At 33.2% G+C, this 16631-nt stretch carries 18 protein-coding genes; 4 read left to right on the forward strand and 14 right to left on the reverse strand.

Annotated elements, in window-relative coordinates:
- The first annotated feature begins 11 nt into the window (after nt 1–11).
- The 4 genes from WPG_RS09945 (at nt 12) to WPG_RS09960 (ending at nt 4153) form a co-directional block, all read left to right on the forward strand.
- Nucleotides 12–779, forward strand: coding sequence for a hypothetical protein (locus tag WPG_RS09945; protein WP_144374448.1), 768 nt, complete (start codon nt 12–14; stop codon nt 777–779).
- Between the two features lie 46 nt (nt 780–825).
- The gene (locus tag WPG_RS09950; RefSeq protein ID WP_045472008.1) at nt 826–1332 is read left to right on the forward strand and encodes a DUF6702 family protein; all 507 of its coding nucleotides are present in this window, start codon (nt 826–828) and stop codon (nt 1330–1332) included.
- Between the two features lie 153 nt (nt 1333–1485).
- Nucleotides 1486–3783: a M1 family metallopeptidase gene (locus WPG_RS09955; RefSeq protein ID WP_045472011.1), complete on the forward strand. Its 2298-nt coding sequence runs from the start codon at nt 1486–1488 to the stop codon at nt 3781–3783.
- A 79-nt stretch (nt 3784–3862) separates the two neighbouring features.
- Nucleotides 3863–4153, forward strand: coding sequence for a twin-arginine translocase TatA/TatE family subunit (locus tag WPG_RS09960; protein ID WP_045472013.1), 291 nt, complete (start codon nt 3863–3865; stop codon nt 4151–4153).
- Between the two features lie 9 nt (nt 4154–4162).
- Here the strand turns inward: WPG_RS09960 and WPG_RS09965 are convergent, their stop codons facing one another.
- The 14 genes from WPG_RS09965 to kynU all read right to left on the reverse strand — a co-directional run bounded on the left by WPG_RS09965 (nt 4163) and on the right by kynU (nt 16614).
- Entirely contained in the window at nt 4163–4807 is a 645-nt protein-coding gene (locus WPG_RS09965) for an O-methyltransferase (RefSeq protein ID WP_045472015.1), read from the reverse strand.
- 26 nt (nt 4808–4833) lie between these two features.
- The gene (locus WPG_RS09970; RefSeq protein ID WP_045472017.1) at nt 4834–5055 is read right to left on the reverse strand and encodes a hypothetical protein; all 222 of its coding nucleotides are present in this window, start codon (nt 5053–5055) and stop codon (nt 4834–4836) included.
- Nucleotides 5056–5097: 42 nt separating this feature from the next.
- Nucleotides 5098–6183 (reverse strand): amidohydrolase family protein, encoded by a 1086-nt coding sequence (locus WPG_RS09975; protein ID WP_045472019.1) that lies wholly within the window; start codon nt 6181–6183, stop codon nt 5098–5100.
- 37 nt (nt 6184–6220) lie between these two features.
- Entirely contained in the window at nt 6221–6712 is a 492-nt protein-coding gene (locus WPG_RS09980) for a 3-hydroxyanthranilate 3,4-dioxygenase (RefSeq protein ID WP_045472020.1), read from the reverse strand.
- A 98-nt stretch (nt 6713–6810) separates the two neighbouring features.
- A complete protein-coding gene (locus tag WPG_RS09985; RefSeq protein ID WP_045472023.1) occupies nt 6811–7593 on the reverse strand; it encodes an SDR family oxidoreductase in 783 nt (260 codons plus the stop codon).
- Nucleotides 7594–8121: a PsbP-related protein gene (locus WPG_RS09990; protein ID WP_045472026.1), complete on the reverse strand. Its 528-nt coding sequence runs from the start codon at nt 8119–8121 to the stop codon at nt 7594–7596.
- 63 nt (nt 8122–8184) lie between these two features.
- Nucleotides 8185–9624 carry an aldehyde dehydrogenase gene (locus WPG_RS09995; protein WP_045472029.1) on the reverse strand — a complete coding sequence of 480 codons (1440 nt, stop codon included), beginning with the start codon at nt 9622–9624 and terminating at the stop codon, nt 8185–8187.
- 8 nt (nt 9625–9632) lie between these two features.
- Entirely contained in the window at nt 9633–10337 is a 705-nt protein-coding gene (locus WPG_RS17450; RefSeq protein ID WP_171817135.1) for a hypothetical protein, read from the reverse strand.
- A gap of 31 nt (nt 10338–10368) precedes the next feature.
- Entirely contained in the window at nt 10369–11883 is a 1515-nt protein-coding gene (locus WPG_RS10005) for a M20/M25/M40 family metallo-hydrolase (protein WP_045472032.1), read from the reverse strand.
- Nucleotides 11884–11930: 47 nt separating this feature from the next.
- Complete coding sequence (locus WPG_RS17455) at nt 11931–12716, reverse strand: DUF6090 family protein (RefSeq protein WP_052471216.1); 786 nt, start codon at nt 12714–12716, stop codon at nt 11931–11933.
- A complete protein-coding gene (locus tag WPG_RS10015) occupies nt 12709–13425 on the reverse strand; it encodes a DUF6090 family protein (RefSeq protein ID WP_045472035.1) in 717 nt (238 codons plus the stop codon). The genes WPG_RS17455 and WPG_RS10015 overlap by 8 nt, the downstream gene beginning before the upstream one ends.
- Before the next feature lie 114 nt (nt 13426–13539).
- A complete protein-coding gene (locus WPG_RS10020) occupies nt 13540–13944 on the reverse strand; it encodes a RidA family protein (protein ID WP_045472038.1) in 405 nt (134 codons plus the stop codon).
- A 5-nt stretch (nt 13945–13949) separates the two neighbouring features.
- Nucleotides 13950–15350 carry an FAD-dependent oxidoreductase gene (locus tag WPG_RS10025; protein WP_045472041.1) on the reverse strand — a complete coding sequence of 467 codons (1401 nt, stop codon included), beginning with the start codon at nt 15348–15350 and terminating at the stop codon, nt 13950–13952.
- Nucleotides 15343–16614: a kynureninase gene (gene kynU, locus WPG_RS10030; RefSeq protein WP_045475432.1), complete on the reverse strand. Its 1272-nt coding sequence runs from the start codon at nt 16612–16614 to the stop codon at nt 15343–15345. The genes WPG_RS10025 and kynU overlap by 8 nt, the downstream gene beginning before the upstream one ends.
- Nucleotides 16615–16631 lie beyond the last annotated feature (17 nt).

Here is a 16631-nt window from a genome sequence, read left to right on the forward strand (position 1 = left end):
CTATGTTTTTTATGGTCTTTATCTCAACAATGGTTCTTAATGCTCAGCGCAAAGAATTAAAAGGTCAATTGGTTTCTAATGATGAAGTAGAAGGGCTTCACATACTCAATAAAACAGCAACTAAATATACTATTTCTAATGAAGATGGTAGTTTTGTTATACCAGCGAGAGTTTCAGATACAATAGTGATTTCAGGCTTAAAATACCAATTGCAAGAGTATATCATTACCCAATCTATAATGGATATAGGTAGCTTTAATGTCTTGTTAATTGAAAAAATAAATGAGCTAAATGAAGTTATTGTAGGAAAAATATTGACAGGAAGTTTAAAGTCTGATCTTGAAAATTCTGATGCAAAAACAGAGGTTAATTTTTACGATTTAGGTATTCCAGGAAATATAAAAAAACCCCTTACTCAAAATGAGCAGAAACTACACGATGCTGATGGTGGTTCGTGGGGACATGTAGGCCTAGGTTTTGGACTTAATTTTCATAAACTATTAAATAGAATTAGTGGTAGAACAAAAAAACTTAAAGACATTGTAGCTTTAGATGATAGAGATAGATGTATAAATCGACTAAGAATCGATTATGAGTCAATAATTTTTGAAAATGATACCTTAGCAGAGAATTTGAAAAACGAATACTTTTTGTTCTGTCAAGAGGACGAAAGCTTTCTTGGTTTATGTGAAGAAAAAAATGAAATAAAACTCTTAGAATATTTACAGCAAAAACTTAAAGCTTATCAAGAAAATAGGAAATCCTTAACTAAAGATTAACTTTGGAATACTTTTTGGATTTGTTTCAATAAGAACTAAAAATAATATGAAATCATTACCATATATAATCGCTTTTTTAATAGCTCCGTTACTTGTCTCTAACACTATTGAGCACGAGTATTATGTGAGCGTCACGAAGATTGAATATGCTAAGGAGCAACAATCTCTTCAAATTATAACTCAGATTTTTATTAATGACTTTGAAGAATTATTGCGTAAGCGTTATGATGAGGATATTACTTTAAATGAAAAAGATGAGTCAGAAACTGTAGAGAAATACATGAATAGATATTTGTCTGATAAGCTTAAGGTTAATGTCAATGGTGCTTTGGTTGGTTTTAAGTTTATAGGTAAAGAATATAGGGATGACATTACTTATTGCTATTTAGAAATTGAAAACATTTCTGAAGTAAAATCATTAGAGGTTGTTAACAGAACTCTGTTTGATATGTTTCCAGAACAGCAGAACATTGTAAGATTAAAACTACTAGACAGAAATAAGAGTTTTTTATTACTTCCAGATAATGATAAATGCATGTTAAACTTTGATTAAAATCTGTTAAAGACATCCTAAAATTACTACTTTAGGCATCATTTTTTAACAACACTAATTTCTATGAAACATCTTATTCAAAACTTGATCGTTTTTGTAATCGGTTAGATAGATGTTCTACAGGACTTTTAAAAAAAAGCAAAACAATAACTCATGAAAATTTTAAAGTATTTTTTATTCGCTTTTCTATTTGTTTCAGCGAGCACTTATGCTCAAAATGAAATAAAACCTGAGCGTAAACCTGGTCACACTAATCAAAACAAATTCAAACAATTATATGATGAATTTGCAACGCCTAACATGTTTAGAACAGGTTCTGGTGCTCCTGGTCCTGCATACTACCAGCAACAAGCAGATTACAAAATGGATATTGAAATCGATGATGTAAATGCAAAATTGTACGGTAATGAAACGATTACTTACACAAATAATTCGCCAGATGAATTAAAATATCTTTGGGTACAGTTAGATCAAAATATGCGTGCTAAAGATTCTAAAACACCTCTAATTAGTGGTTCTGGTGTATCACCAGCAACATCATCTTCTAGAGCTGTTAGATCTTATTTAAAAGAGCGTTTTGATGGTGGTTTTAATATTGAGCATGTCAAAGATGTAAACGGAAAAGATTTGCCACATATGATTAATCGTACCATGATGCGTGTAGAGTTACCAAATGCTATGAAAACTGGGGATAAGTTTTCATTTAGCATAAAGTGGTGGTATAATATTAATGATCATGTTAAAGATGGTGGACGTTCAGGTTATGAGTATTTTGAAGAAAATGATAACCGTATATATGTTATGGCACAATTCTATCCTCGTATGGCTGTATATAACGATACTGAAGGATGGCAAAATTCGCAATTTTGGGGACGTGATGAGTTTGCGTTACCTTTTGGTGATTTTGACGTAAATATTACTGTTCCTGCTGATCATATTTTAGATGGTACTGGTTACTTAGTAAATAGAGAAGATGTTTTTTCTAAAACTATGATGAAGCGTTATAAGCAGGCTAAAAAGTCTTTTGATGAGCCGGTTATGATTGTAACTCAAGAAGAAGCAGAAAAAACTGAAAAGACTAAAAGTAATAAGAAGAAAACATGGAAGCTATCTGCACAGATGGTGCGTGATTTTGGTTTTGCAACATCTCGAAAATTTATTTGGGATATGATGGCAGTAAAAATTGGAGATAAAGATGTAATGGCGGTTTCAATGTATTCTAAAGAAGGAAATCCATTATGGGAACAGTGGTCTACAAGAACTGTAGCCAGTACATTAAAGTCTTATTCTCGTATGACATTTGATTATCCTTATCATAAAGCAATATCAGTGCATGCACCTATGGGAATGGAATATCCAATGATCTGTTACAATTTTGGTCGTCCTGATAAAGAAGGAAACTATTCTGATAGAACTAAGTACGGAATGATTAGTGTAATTATTCATGAGGTAGGTCATAACTTTTTTCCAATGATTGTAAATAGTGATGAACGCCAATGGACATGGATGGATGAAGGTTTAAATACATTTGTACAATATGTTGCTGAGCAAGATTTTGGAGAATGGAATCCTACAGCACTTTCGGAAGGTCACGATGCTTATCCATCACGACGAGGACCTGCTAAAAATATCGTGAGATATATGGGAGGAAATCAGGATTTTATTGCTCCTATTATGACTAAAGGTTTAAATACGTATCAATTTGGTAGTAATGCTTACAGTAAACCAGCAACAGGACTAAATATGTTGCGAGAAACCATAATGGGTCGAGACCTTTTTGATTACTCTTTTAGAGAATATTCTAATCGTTGGATGTTTAAGCATCCTACACCAGAAGATTTCTTTCGTACAATGGAAGATGCATCTGCAATCGATTTGGATTGGTTTTGGAGAGGCTGGTTCTATACGACTGATTACACAGATATTGGTTTAAAGGAAGTTAAGAAATTTGTAGTTACTGGCACACCAAATGAAAATGGGAAGAAGCTAGCTGAGCGTTACAATAGAGATCCGAATAGTTTGGTTTATTTCGTTGAAGAAGGTGCTGAAGGTTATGATGAAGCGATGAGTAATCCAACATCTATCGAGGATATTCCTACTGTAAAGGAATACATTATGGATAATTTTACTCCCGAAGAGCAGAAGGCTATGAAAAAAGCTCCAAAATATTTTTATCAAGTTACTTTTGATAAGCCTGGTGGATTGGTAATGCCTCTTATCGTAGAATATGAATATGCAGATGGTACAAAAGAGAAAATAACTTATCCAGCCCAGATATGGAGATTTAACGACAAAGAGGTTAGTAGAGCAGTAGCTAGTGATAAAGAAATAGTATCAATTACTGTTGACCCAGATTTGGAAACAGCAGATGTTGATACCTCTAATAATTCTTGGCCAAGAGAAGTTGAAGAGAGTGATTTCGATAAGTTTAAGAATAAAGTAAAGGACTAATTAGTTCTAATAAAAAATATAAAGCCGACTTTAACGAGTTGGCTTTTTTTATTACATAAAGTCGCTCTATATTTGTACTGTGATACAACAAGTAACATTATTATTTATTGGAGGTACTGAAATCGTATTTATACTATTTATAGTAGTCTTAGTTTTTGGTGCTGATAAACTACCTGAAATTGCTAGAGGTTTGGGTAAAGGTATGCGAACTTTAAAAGACGCTACTAATGATATTAAGAATGAGGTTACTAAAAGCGCTAAGGAAAATAATATCATCGATACAGATGTTGCCAAGGATATTCAAGACGAAATCAATAAAGTGAAAGACGATTTAGGTGACTTTACAGGCTCTGTAAAGAGAAAATTATAAAAAGCATTACTATTTTATTCTTCTACTTATTGTTAATCCATCTCTAACAGGTAATAGAACGGTTTCTATCCGCTCATCATTTTTAAGCAAAATATTATAGTCTAGAACGGCTTTTGTAGATTTATCTTTATCATTTAATGGCTCAATAACTTTACCGTGCCACAATACATTATCTGATAGAATAATACCACCAGGATTGAGCTTGTCAATTATCAAATGAAAATAATTACAGTAATTGGGTTTGTCTGCATCAATAAATACTAAATCAAAAGTCTGATTTAATTTTGGAATAATATCTATTGCACTACCAGTATGCTGAGTAATTTGATTTCCATAATCAGATTTTTCAAAATATTTACGCTGAAAATCAACTAATTCCTCATTGATATCAATGGTATGTAATATACCATCAGAAGTTAATCCTTCAGCCAAACAGAGTGTAGAGTAGCCAGTAAATGTTCCTAATTCTAATATAGATCTTGGATTTACCAATTTAGAAATCATACTTAGTACTCTACCTTGGTATGGACCACTGAGCATAATAGGCTGTAATACTTTTTGATATGTTTCTCTAGTGAGTTGCTGTAATAACTTAGGCTCTTGCTCTGAATGAGATACAACATAAGTGTCTAAAGCTTCAGACAAAAAATACATAAATAGAAAATTAAGTAAATGAGAATTTATTCAGCAGACTCCACGACAGCTTCAACGGTTTCTTCTACTCCAGGCTTACCCATAAAATAAAGTACAGCACCTAAGACTATTAAGCCTATTTTTATAGCCCAAGCTACAGTTTCACCCCAATCATAAATCCAATCGGTGAAACGAACAGTTAAACCAACAAAAGGTAATATGATTAATGCAATGCTTATAACTGCTAAGTAGCCTCCAATTTTTCTCATAATATAGTTATTGATTAGAATTTAAATATAGAAATAAATATTTTAAGAGGTGATTCGTGTAATGAGTTTTTGCTTGGCATTATCATCATCACCACACAACCATTGTATCACATTATCTTCCCAAATAGCATCACGTTGTGTTTCTGTAATTATATTTCTTTCAGTTGCTAGATCTAATATTTTTCCAGGATAAGACGATTGTTTTTCACTTTCCATTTCTCCAAGAGGATAAGGGTCATCTAATCCCATTAATACTTGTTTAGAGCCTTGATTTTTAATAAGTAATTCTAAACCACCTGTATCATGCACTAAAGTATCGAAGAATATATTTTTATGACCAACAGCTTGCCTTGGATGGCTTTTATCTTCAAACAAATCTGGTCGTCCATCAAAGCCTTGAATACGTCGACCTAAGTTTATCTGAGCCAATTGTCCACCATGAGCAAAACAAACACGCATATTTTTGTACTTTTCGTAATAACCGTTTAAGGTTAAAAAGTGATAAGCATCCGCACATTGTGCTAACATCCATATGAGGTGAAAACGCCAAGATGTATTTTCCAATTTTATGAATTTTTCACCATCATAAGGGTGAACCTCCACAGCTAGATTATATTTATCTGCGAGTTCAAAAATTGGTTCGTTCTCTTCATCAAAAATACAACGCCATGTCCCAATAGTATCCATATAATGTGTTGGTAAGCATAAGAGCTGAAGTCCTAAGACCTCAACACAACGTTCAATTTCCCAACAAGCTCCTCTAACAAAACCAGGATGTACAACAAAACCACAAGTAAATTTACTTGGATTATTATGCTGAATACGAGCATTAAAATCATTTTGAAAGCGCAAGGCTTGTTTCATCTCTTCGAGACGTAAACCATTTCCGTATAGTTGAGATAAGTTTAAAACAACTGCATGATCAATTTTAAAATGCTCCATCCAAGCTAACTTCTCATCCAAGAAAAAACTAGAATCTGTAATTGGTCTATTCCAATCTTTTTGAAGCATAAATTTTCGGTCTTTATCGACCCAGAAAATTCCTTTATCTTTCATGAATTCAGGAATTTCTTCAGGATAAGGAAGAAGATGTGAGTGACCGTTTATTCTTAGTTTACGTTTACTCATCAATTTGTACTTTTTTAGGTTGTTGCATAAATATGCTTTACTCTTTAGAATCTTTTTTCTCTATGGTATTGTAATATCTATCGAAGATAGCAGGCATATCCGTTTCAATATTGGCCAAAGTAAACTCTTCTTCATATAGTAAATTTGCATCCTCTTCAGAATACCACTGTAATTTGTCTTTTACTCCTTCTGGTCTAGGGTATTCAATTACCAAACCAACTGTATTAGGACCACGTTGAGGTGAATGTGGTATACCAGGAGGTAATAAGAAAATGTCGCCTTCTTTTATGTGAATATCTTTCGGTTTATCATTTTCTATAACTTTTAAAACAATATCACCTTCTACCTGATAGAAAAATTCTGGTGTTTCGTTATAGTGATAATCCTTTCTGCTGTTTGGTCCACCAACAACCATCACAATAAATTCACCATCTTTCCATACCACTTTATTACCAACAGGTGGTTTCAGTAGATGACGGTTTTCTTCTATCCAAGCTTTGAAATTTATAGGAGGAAATAATTTACTCATGATACTTCTGTTTTGTCATTCCTGCGAAAGCAGGAATCTATATTAATTATTGTTTTCATTGTGGGTTCCTGCTTTCGCAGGAATGACAAGTTCTAAAGTTACAAACTTTTTGTGCGACCACCATCAACAGGAAGGTTAATTCCGTTAATGTAAGCTGCACGTTCACTAGCTAAAAATGTAATAGCATCTGCTAACTCTTCAGGTTTAGCAAATCGCTTTGCTGGTACAGCATTTTTCATAGCTTCAGATGTGTCTTCTTCTGATTTGCCAGTTTTTACTGATTTGTTTTTAATGATTTGAGTTAACCGTTCAGTACCAGTAGCTCCAGGAAGTACATTATTTACTGTAATACCAAATTGACCTAATTCATTAGCTAAAGTTTTACTCCAGCTGGCAACAGCCCCACGAATGGTATTACTCACACCTAGACCATCTAAAGGTTGTTTTACCGAAGTAGAAATAACATTAATAATACGACCATAACCTTGTTCTTTCATTTGTGGAACAACAGCCTGAACTAATACATGATTACATTTCAAATGTTGCGTAAAAGCACTTTCAAAGTCTTCAACTTTAGCCGAAAATATTGGTCCACCTGCTGGTCCGCCTGTATTATTGATTAGAACATGAAAACCATGTTGTTTTTTTATATAATTATTGACCTTTTCCATTAGTTCTATTGGATTAGAAAAATCAGCAACTATATAATCGTGATTTCTATGCTGAGGTAATTCAGCAAGGGTCATATTTAATTTATCCTCGTTACGCGCTATTAAAGTTACAATTGCTCCTTCTTCAGCTAAAGCTAAAGCAGTTGCTTTTCCTATACCTGCAGTACTACCACAGACTAAAGCGTATTTATTGTTAAGGTTTAAGTTCATTTATTTTGTGAATTTAAAACTGTTAAGTGTTTTTGTTACATCCTCGATATATTCATTGTATTCTGCTTCAGTAGACGTAAACGTTAAGACATAAGCTATTCTATCTTTTATGGCAAATAATTGGTTAAATTGTAATACTGTACCATTACCAAAATCTGCAGACCAAACAATATTTGCAGCATCTATATCACCTATGCTTACAGGTAGGGCAGTTATCATTTTTGCAGCAGGTATTTTCTTTTTAACTTGGTCTAAGACTAACTCTGTATATTGGTCTAGTGTATAATCTGCACTACTCAACTCTTCAATAGTTAAATTAATACTTTCTCGGTAGAGATCTTCTTTTTGTGATGCTTCCGGGCTGTAAAGCATAAAAGCCACTGTAGGCTTTGGCTTATAGTCACTATAAACCCAATCCGCAGGAAAATTAATTGAGTAGTTATCTTTTTCAAAAGTTTGCCAATCCTCTTGTGCACATAAAGTAGTCGATATAAATAAGAGTAATAGTGTAGTTAATTTAATTTTCATTTTAATTGATTTTTTTAAGATTATTATAATATGCAGAAACAAGATCAGCATAATAATGATTCGTTAATATTTTATACAAACATTCTTAGCTTCAGTAAAAAAGCGTAAGGCTTCAAAACCACCTTCTCGACCAACACCAGAAGCTTTTACTCCACCAAATGGCGTACGCAAATCGCGCATCATCCAAGTATTTACCCAAACAATACCTGCTTGCAGTTGGTTACTTAGTCTCATAGTACGTTTTAAATCATTGGTCCATAATGTGGCTGATAAACCATACTTCACTTTGTTTGCCATTTGTAATACATCTTCTTCAGTATTAAAAGGCATTATAGTAACGACTGGCCCAAAAATTTCTTCTTGGTTTACTCTGCACACATCGTTTGGGACTTCTATTACTGTTGGCTCTAAATAATAGCCATTTTCATAACCAGTTACATTGACTTCATTTCCACCACATAAAACAGTACCATTTTCTTCTTTGGCAATGTTGATATAATCTTTTACTTTTTCAAGATGTGGTTTTGACACTAGTGCTCCAATATTAGTGTCTTTTTCTGAAGGATGACCAACTTTTAATGCTTTTACTTTTTCAACAAAATCAGTCTTAAACTTTTCATAGATTGAAGCCTCAACAAATATGCGACTTCCACATAAGCAAATCTGCCCTTGATTTGCAAATGACGAACGAACTGTTGTATTCAACATATCCTCATAATCACAATCTGCAAAAATAATATTCGGGTTTTTGCCACCTAATTCTAAAGATAGTTTTTTAAATAGTGGAGCGGCTACTTTGGCAATATGTGCTCCAGTTGCTGTGCCTCCTGTAAAGGAAATAGCCTTAATATCTGCATGTTCCACTATGGCTTGACCTGTTGTTGTGCCTAAGCCATGAACAATGTTTAAAACACCTATTGGTAAACCAGCTTCAATACATAGTTCTCCTAATAGAAAAGCGGTCATTGGTGTGACTTCACTAGGTTTAGCAACCACACAATTTCCAGCGGCAAGTGCTGGTGCAATTTTCCATGTGAACAGATAGAGTGGAAGGTTCCATGGCGAAATACAACCTACAACTCCAATGGGTTGACGTAATGTGTAATTAACTGCGTTTTGCCCAACGCTTTCATGACTTTCACTCGCAAATTGTGTTATGGCATTTCCAAAAAATCTAAAGTTACTTGCTGCTCTAGGTATATCGATCGCTTTAGCTAAGGAAATAGGTTTGCCATTATCTAGACTTTCGGCCTCTGCAAACTGTTGTACGTTGGCTTCTAATAACTCTGAAATTTTAATTAGAATACGACTCCGTTCTTCAAAAGTAGTTTGTGACCACAGCTTAAAGGCTGATTTAGCAGCTTTATATGCTTTCGCAATATCTTCTTTTGAAGAGTTAGGTATTTGCCCATAAACATCTCCGCTTGCTGGATTGTAGTTGTCAATCCAGTTATCTTGAATTGGATTAATAAATTTTCCGTTGATGTAGTTTTTAATTTTCATTAAAACATCTAGTTGTATTTGGTTTCTTCTAAAATAGCATCTAAGATAGTTCCGATTCGTTTTAAACTTTTTTCAGCGGCAACTACTCTGTAAAGATAATCATCAATTATGTTTTCGAACTCAATATCATTAAAAATCGCATACTTATTTATTTTAAGAGTAGTGTTTTCTTTCCAATTTAAAGCTCCATATTTGTCTATATCTTTTAATGGATAATGTTTTGATAGATATGGTACCAATTCATTGTCAATTTTTAGTTCTGTACGCTCAAAAGCAACCTTTGAGTCTTTGAGTTGGCTTTGCCAATTATAGAGTAATAGTTTAAGCGCTTTATTTTTTAATAATCTAAGTCTTCCAGACTGGATAAGATCATTGATTGTATTCTCACTTGGTCGAAACTCACCAGGCTCAAGAAATGTGAATAAAAGACTATCTATATTTTGTTTTTTTATGAGTGCTTCTGATTTTCCCATAAGATTCATTATGGAATATCCTGTTTGTTTTGCATTTTCTGTATCGACTATCTTTTGGTCGTACATTTTCTTGTTTTCGGAAAACTCATAATATAAATTTTGTATTATAGAGTTTTCTTCTGATAATTCTTTTCGGTTTTCATTCCAATTATTAATCTGAAGCGCAATAAGAATACCAATAACAACAAGGATAATTTCACCTATGGCGTATTTAAAATACTTGCTTGTTTTGTTTTCCATAAGTAGTGATTTGCGAATATGTCTAAAAAACTTAATCATTAATTTTAGTTTGTAATACAGCAATGCATGTTTTTATACCAGATCGAATATTGCCAATCCTAATATTCTCATTTGGGCTATGTTGATTATTATCCATATTTACCATAGGTACAATAATTGCTGGAATATCTAAAGTCTTAACAGCCGAAATAATTGGAACTGTACCTCCCATTGTTCTTATAGAAATCGGAAGTTCACTAAAGACTTCAGTGAGGCTTTCTCTTAATGTCGTTCCTAAGTTAGAATTTAAATCTGTTCTAAACGCATTAACACCATTGGTTCTTGTAAATTTTACAATTTTTTTGTGTTTAAGACGCTCATCATCTGTAGGGTCTCGATCTAAAACTAAATAACCTAAGCTTTCTATATGGGCTTTTACTTTATCTATCTGTTTTTTATCATCGGTTTCTACAACCAACCTTACATCGATATTTGCCATTGCAATTTTTGGAATAATAGTTTTAGGTTTATCACCTTTCCATGAGGTTTCAATTTGCCTAAGGTTTAATGATGGATATTGTAATGCTTCTTGATAATTATTGCCAACAGATTCAGCCTGAGTGATTCCTAATCTTTTATTAAGTGCCTCTATATCATCAGGAACATTGTTAAGTATTTGCTGTTCCTCGGGAGAGATATTTATTTCTGAATAAAAATCTTTGATGAGAACATTTCCATTCTCATCTTTCATACTAGATAGAATGCGAGACAAAGAAAATACAGGATTTGGTACATAATTTCCGAAATGACCACTATGTTGTGGTAATTTAGCGCCATAAGTTGTAATGGTGCATCTTGCTATACCACGACAGCCAAAAGTAAGTGTTGGTTTATTAGATTCGTGCGCAGGTCCATCCACAATAATCATGGCATCTGCAGCGTAACGTTCTTTATATTTATTTATAGTTGACAAAAATGCATTAGAACCATATTCTTCTTCTGGGTCAAATATTATTTTAATATTGAATTTTGGTTCAACACCTTCTGCCTTCATAAATTTTAAAGCATTAAACAGCATTGTTATTGGTCCTTTGTCATCAGCTGCGGCTCTTGCACAGATTCTCCACTCGTCGTCGATATCTTTGTCAATAACATCCCAATTTAAAGTTTTCCAATTCCCTTTCTCATTTTTATATTTTAAAGCAGGTATAAAAGGATCTTCTTGGTTCCATTTTCTTGGATCTACAGGTTGTCCATCTATATGAAAATAGAATAGTACCGTTTTAAATTCTGGGTTGTATTCTTTCTCTATAAGAAGAAGTGGAAGTGTTGACGATTCTAATAAATTGATTTTAAAACCATGTGTTTTGTAGTTGTTAGCAACCCAATTTATATTTTTAAGCATGAGTTCTTCGTTTTCAGGAAGATTTGGAATACTCACAAATGCTTTATGCTGCTTAACAATGTCTTTTAAATTATCTTGAATTAAGACGTCCCAATTGGTTTGAGATTGTATTAAAAGAGGTATTAATAAAAACGGGAAAAGTAGAGTAAATTTTAGTTTCATTTTAAATAGTTTTCAATAAATTTTACGGAAGAACTTAATCATATCTCTTAATGCTCTAATTCTTTATTAATAAGGCTGATTATATTTTGAGCCTTCTTTATTAAGTCTTCTGTCTCATAATTTGAAATATCACAAAAAGAAGCTCTACGGTTTAATAAATTTAAAAATCGCTTGTTGTTTAGTAATGAGTTATAATCACTTGATGTAATAGGGTTATCTGGCATAATTTGAACATTAATTTGCTTAAATCGTAATCCAGAAGTTGTGTACTGTTTTACTAAATCTTTCCACGATAAGAAATTTTCCAGAATTTCGGAATAAGGTCCAATATAAATTTCTCTATGAGAAATTTCATCTTCAATCATATCGGCAACATCTCCAGGCCATCCTATAAGCATATTCTTTAAGGCTTGGTTTGATATAAGATTGATTTTACCAGAAGTCAATAAAACATTTAGTGAACCTGCTTTATTGTTATATGTCGGTGCCGTTAATGTCTTACTAAATAAACTGTCTAAGTAGGTGGTAGGGTATTTGTTAATTTCATTTAATTTAATTGAGATGATTGTTTTTGATACCTCAATAAAGTCTCTACGAAGTTTATTTAATGCTTGAAACTCATCAATGGCATTTTTATAGTCTTTCGTTAAGTTTTGCAGAATTACTTTTTCTTCATTACGCTGAAGACGATTCTCATTCCAATTATTAATTTGTAATGCTATTAAAATCCCAATAACTACGAGGATGATCTTGCCTATAGCGTATTTAAAGTATTTGCCTGTTTTGTTTTCCATAACGAGGTTTTGACGAATTTTTCGGAAGAATTTAATCATTCATATGTTTTTTAGATAGCATTCTAATTTTGGATATTTGTTCTAATGCTATTTCTGAATAGATTTCACCACTAGACCTATTCTCTCTATAAAACTTTAAAAAGCTTTTAACCGACTGTTTTTCAAAAAACGATTTTGAATCATTTGGTATAGCATACTCACGCCATCTATAATCGTAAAAATCTTCTTGAATTATTGGGTGCCAATCTTTTTTAAAAGACTCTTGCACATCCTTATTTGCTACGTAAACATTATGCACACTTTCATCATAATAGCTTATTAATTCTAATTGTAGTTCTGTATTAGAAATAATATCTATGCCTTTAGATTTTAAAACTTCAAAGGCACTGGATTGCGATTTAAAACGTTCAAACGAAATTATTTTCCCTAGCCAATGGTTTAAACTGTCATTATAATTTCCTACACTTACTTGTTCTAATAATCGCCCTGTTAATTCATTAGATACCCTTAATTTATTTAACTCAATAGATAAAGCAATAGAATCTTTTTTTAAATTCTGATTAATCAGATATAAGATTTCTTGTTCATATGTTCTATTTTTTCTACTTTCATTCCAGTTGTTAATTTGTAGCGCTAATAGAATGCCAATAACAACTAGGATAATTTCGCCAATGGCGTATTTAAAGTATTTAGCAGTTTTTCCTTCTGAAAGAAGTTGTTGTCGTATACGACGAAAAAATTTAATCATTTACTTTCTTTACGTTGAAAGCAAATTAGGTCGATGGTATAGTTGAGGTTGGTTAACTATTTGTATGTAAATATATTATAATGTTAAGGATTCCTGCCTTCGCAGAAACGACAGTTATTGTTTTTTATAAGCCATTACCTTAATCTCTATCACTAAATCTGGATGTGGTAATTGGTGAACAGCTACTGTAGTTCTGGTTGGTCCTGTTGCTTTGTCAAAGAATTCAGCGTAAGCTTTGTTATAATCTGCAAAGTCATTCATATTTACTAAAAAAGAGGTGACATCTACGACGTCTTTTAAGCATGCTCCAACTTTAGCTAAGTTGCCTTCAATATTTTTTAAAACTTCTTGGGTTTGGGTGTAAGCGTTTAGCTTTTTTGTTCCCATTTCGTCAATAATATCAACTCCAGCGATGCTGTTATCTGGTCTTCGTGAACTTGTACCAGAAACGAAAATGAAATCTCCGACTTGTTTAACATGTGGATAGGCTCCTCTTGGTGTAACTATTTTATCGCTCATGAGAATTAATGTAATCCTGCAATTTTATCGTCTTCTAAAATCGCTTCGGTTTCCGTTTTTACTTTATCTAAAATGTCTTTAATGTCATCGTCTGTAGAAATGACTCCATCAGATAACATATTCAAAATGGCTTTGTCTTGCGCTCTTCCTCTTAGCATGGCTTCTTTATAGCCAATATCTTCATTAAAGGTAACCAAACTATATTTTGATGAATAGTCATCAGGAAATTGATTCTCAAGAGCCATTTCAATTTTACGCTTCTCTTGAAAAATTGCTTGGCCAACATGGCTTTTCATTTCATGGAAATTATCGACAGCTAAATCGGCAATGGCATCAGTATCTTTCTTTCTGTTTTTCTCATAAGCCTCAAACGTAGCTTCCCAATTTTCTAAATTTTGGTCGAGTACTTTATCCAATTCTACCACATCTTCAAAGGAAGCATTCATACCTTGTCCATAAAAAGGTACAATAGCATGTGCAGAGTCTCCCATCAGCAACGTATTACCTTTATAATGCCATGGGGAACATTTTACAGTGCCTAATGGTGCGGTTGGGTTGTCGAAGAATTCTTCAACCAGATTGGGCATTAATTCCAACGCATCCGGAAATTCTTTTTTAAAGAACTCAGTAACAATTTCTGGTTTGGTTAGGTTATTAAAATTGTATTTGCCTTCAGCATAACTTAAAAATAGCGTGACTGTAAAACTACCATCTAAATTGGGTAACGCAATCACCATAAAATCACCTCTTGGCCATATATGCAAGGCATTTTTATAGGTTTTGAAACCACCATTTTCAGTAGGAAGTATGCTCAGCTCTTTATAACCATGTGTTAAATAATCTTGCGAAAAACTGAATAAGAATTTACGTTCTAAATAATAACTTCGTCGTAAAGCAGAGCCTGCTCCATCTGTAGCGATAATGCAATCTGCATCTTCAATAAATTCATCTTTAGTTGTATAATCTTGAAATAATGCTGTGGTTTTTTCGAAGTCTACAGATTGACATCTTTTATTAAAATGAATCTTTACATTGTCGTGTTTTTCTGCTTCCGTTAATAGTAAGCCATTGAGTTCACCTCTCGAGATAGAATTGATATACTCATAATCTCTTCCGCTATAATTAGATAAAAACGTATTACCTTCCTTATCATGCAACATTCTCCCATTCATAGGAATGCAGAGTTCTTTTACTTTATCTTCAATGCCAACTAACTTCATCGCTTTATTTCCACGATCAGAAAAGGCTAAATTGATAGATCGACCAGCAGAAATATCTGTTTTACGTAGGTCTGGACGCATTTCGTAAACAGTTACGTTGTAACCACGTTGTCCAAGCCTTAAGGCTAAAAGACTTCCACAGAGACCTGCTCCAATAATTAGTATGTTTTGTTGTTTGTTACTCATTCAAAATAGCTTTCATTTTCTCAACCATTTGATATACATCTTCAAATGAATTATATAAAGGTACAGGTGCACATCGTATTACATCTGGTTCTCTCCAATCACTAATTACTCCGGCTTCTGTTAATTTATCATGTAATGTTTTATCAGCGTTTAGCACCTGTATAGATAGTTGACAACCACGTTCTTCAGGATTTTCTGGAGTAATGATTCTTATAACATCTTCTCCTAGTGCTTTTAATAAAGATTCAAAGTAACCTGTCAGTTTTTTAGACTTTGTTAATAGCTTATCGAAGCCTACGTCATTGAACATATCTAACGAAGCTTTTATGGCAGCCATAGATAAAATAGGTGGATTACTTAATTGCCAACCTTCAGCTCCAGGTAATAGGTCAAACTCATGGCGCATATTAAAGCGTGTTTCTTTGTTATGACTCCACCAACCTGTAAAACGATTGAGGTTTTTATCATAAGCATGTCTTTCGTGTACAAAACAACCAGACAAACTTCCTGGTCCAGAGTTTAAGTATTTATAAGTACACCAAACTGCAAAGTCAGCACCTGAGTTGTGCAAATCTAAATTAACATTCCCTGCTCCATGCGCACAGTCAAAACCTACCATACAACCATGTTTATGCCCAAGTTCTGTAATACGTTTAAAATCGAAAAACTGACCAGTGTAGTAATTTACACCACCAATCATTACCAAAGCAATTTCATTGCCATGAGATTCTAGGATTTCCTCTAAATCTTCATAACGTAGTAATTCTTCTCCTTCTGGAGGTGACCAAAGTATTAAACCTTCTTTATCATCATAACCGTGATGTCTTAATTGAGATTCTACAGCATATTTATCTGAAGGAAAGGCATCACTTTCAATCACAATTTTATAGCGCTCTTTAGTTGGTTTGTAAAACGACGCCATCATAAAATGGAGATTCGCAGTTAGCGAATTCATAGTGACCACTTCAATAGGTTTTGCTCCAACAAGTTTAGCAGAGCTTTGAGTCAAAAACTCATGATAAGGTAACCAAGGGTTTTTAGCTTCAGTATGTCCTTCTACACCAAGATTTGCCCAATCTTTTAGTTCTTGATTTATATAAGCTTTAGTTGATTTTGGTTGTAAACCAAGAGAGTTTCCACATAGGTAAATCAATTCATTTCCGTTTTTATCCTTCGGAATATGAAACTGCTCTCTGTAGCTAGATAATGGGTCTGCAGCGTCTTGTTGTTTTGCGTAATCAAGACCAGATTTAAAGTTGGACAATGTAAATTGTTTTTCGG

The sequence above is a fragment of the Winogradskyella sp. PG-2 genome (assembly GCF_000828715.1).
Taxonomy (GTDB): Bacteria; Bacteroidota; Bacteroidia; order Flavobacteriales; family Flavobacteriaceae; genus Winogradskyella.

Bases quoted from the DNA above. Each gene is read 5' to 3' on its own strand.
- WPG_RS09945 (WP_144374448.1), top strand. From the start codon at position 12: ATGGTCTTTATCTCAACAATGGTTCTTAATGCTCAGCGCAAAGAATTA.
- WPG_RS09950 (WP_045472008.1), top strand. From the start codon at position 826: ATGAAATCATTACCATATATAATCGCTTTTTTAATAGCTCCGTTACTT.
- WPG_RS09955 (WP_045472011.1), top strand. From the start codon at position 1,486: ATGAAAATTTTAAAGTATTTTTTATTCGCTTTTCTATTTGTTTCAGCG.
- WPG_RS09965 (WP_045472015.1), bottom strand. From the start codon at position 4,807: ATGTATTTTTTGTCTGAAGCTTTAGACACTTATGTTGTATCTCATTCA.
- WPG_RS09970 (WP_045472017.1), bottom strand. From the start codon at position 5,055: ATGAGAAAAATTGGAGGCTACTTAGCAGTTATAAGCATTGCATTAATC.
- WPG_RS09975 (WP_045472019.1), bottom strand. From the start codon at position 6,183: ATGAGTAAACGTAAACTAAGAATAAACGGTCACTCACATCTTCTTCCT.
- WPG_RS09980 (WP_045472020.1), bottom strand. From the start codon at position 6,712: ATGAGTAAATTATTTCCTCCTATAAATTTCAAAGCTTGGATAGAAGAA.
- WPG_RS09985 (WP_045472023.1), bottom strand. From the start codon at position 7,593: ATGAACTTAAACCTTAACAATAAATACGCTTTAGTCTGTGGTAGTACT.
- WPG_RS09990 (WP_045472026.1), bottom strand. From the start codon at position 8,121: ATGAAAATTAAATTAACTACACTATTACTCTTATTTATATCGACTACT.
- WPG_RS09995 (WP_045472029.1), bottom strand. From the start codon at position 9,624: ATGAAAATTAAAAACTACATCAACGGAAAATTTATTAATCCAATTCAA.
- WPG_RS17450 (WP_171817135.1), bottom strand. From the start codon at position 10,337: ATGGAAAACAAAACAAGCAAGTATTTTAAATACGCCATAGGTGAAATT.
- WPG_RS10005 (WP_045472032.1), bottom strand. From the start codon at position 11,883: ATGAAACTAAAATTTACTCTACTTTTCCCGTTTTTATTAATACCTCTT.
- WPG_RS17455 (WP_052471216.1), bottom strand. From the start codon at position 12,716: ATGATTAAATTCTTCCGAAAAATTCGTCAAAACCTCGTTATGGAAAAC.
- WPG_RS10015 (WP_045472035.1), bottom strand. From the start codon at position 13,425: ATGATTAAATTTTTTCGTCGTATACGACAACAACTTCTTTCAGAAGGA.
- WPG_RS10020 (WP_045472038.1), bottom strand. From the start codon at position 13,944: ATGAGCGATAAAATAGTTACACCAAGAGGAGCCTATCCACATGTTAAA.
- WPG_RS10025 (WP_045472041.1), bottom strand. From the start codon at position 15,350: ATGAGTAACAAACAACAAAACATACTAATTATTGGAGCAGGTCTCTGT.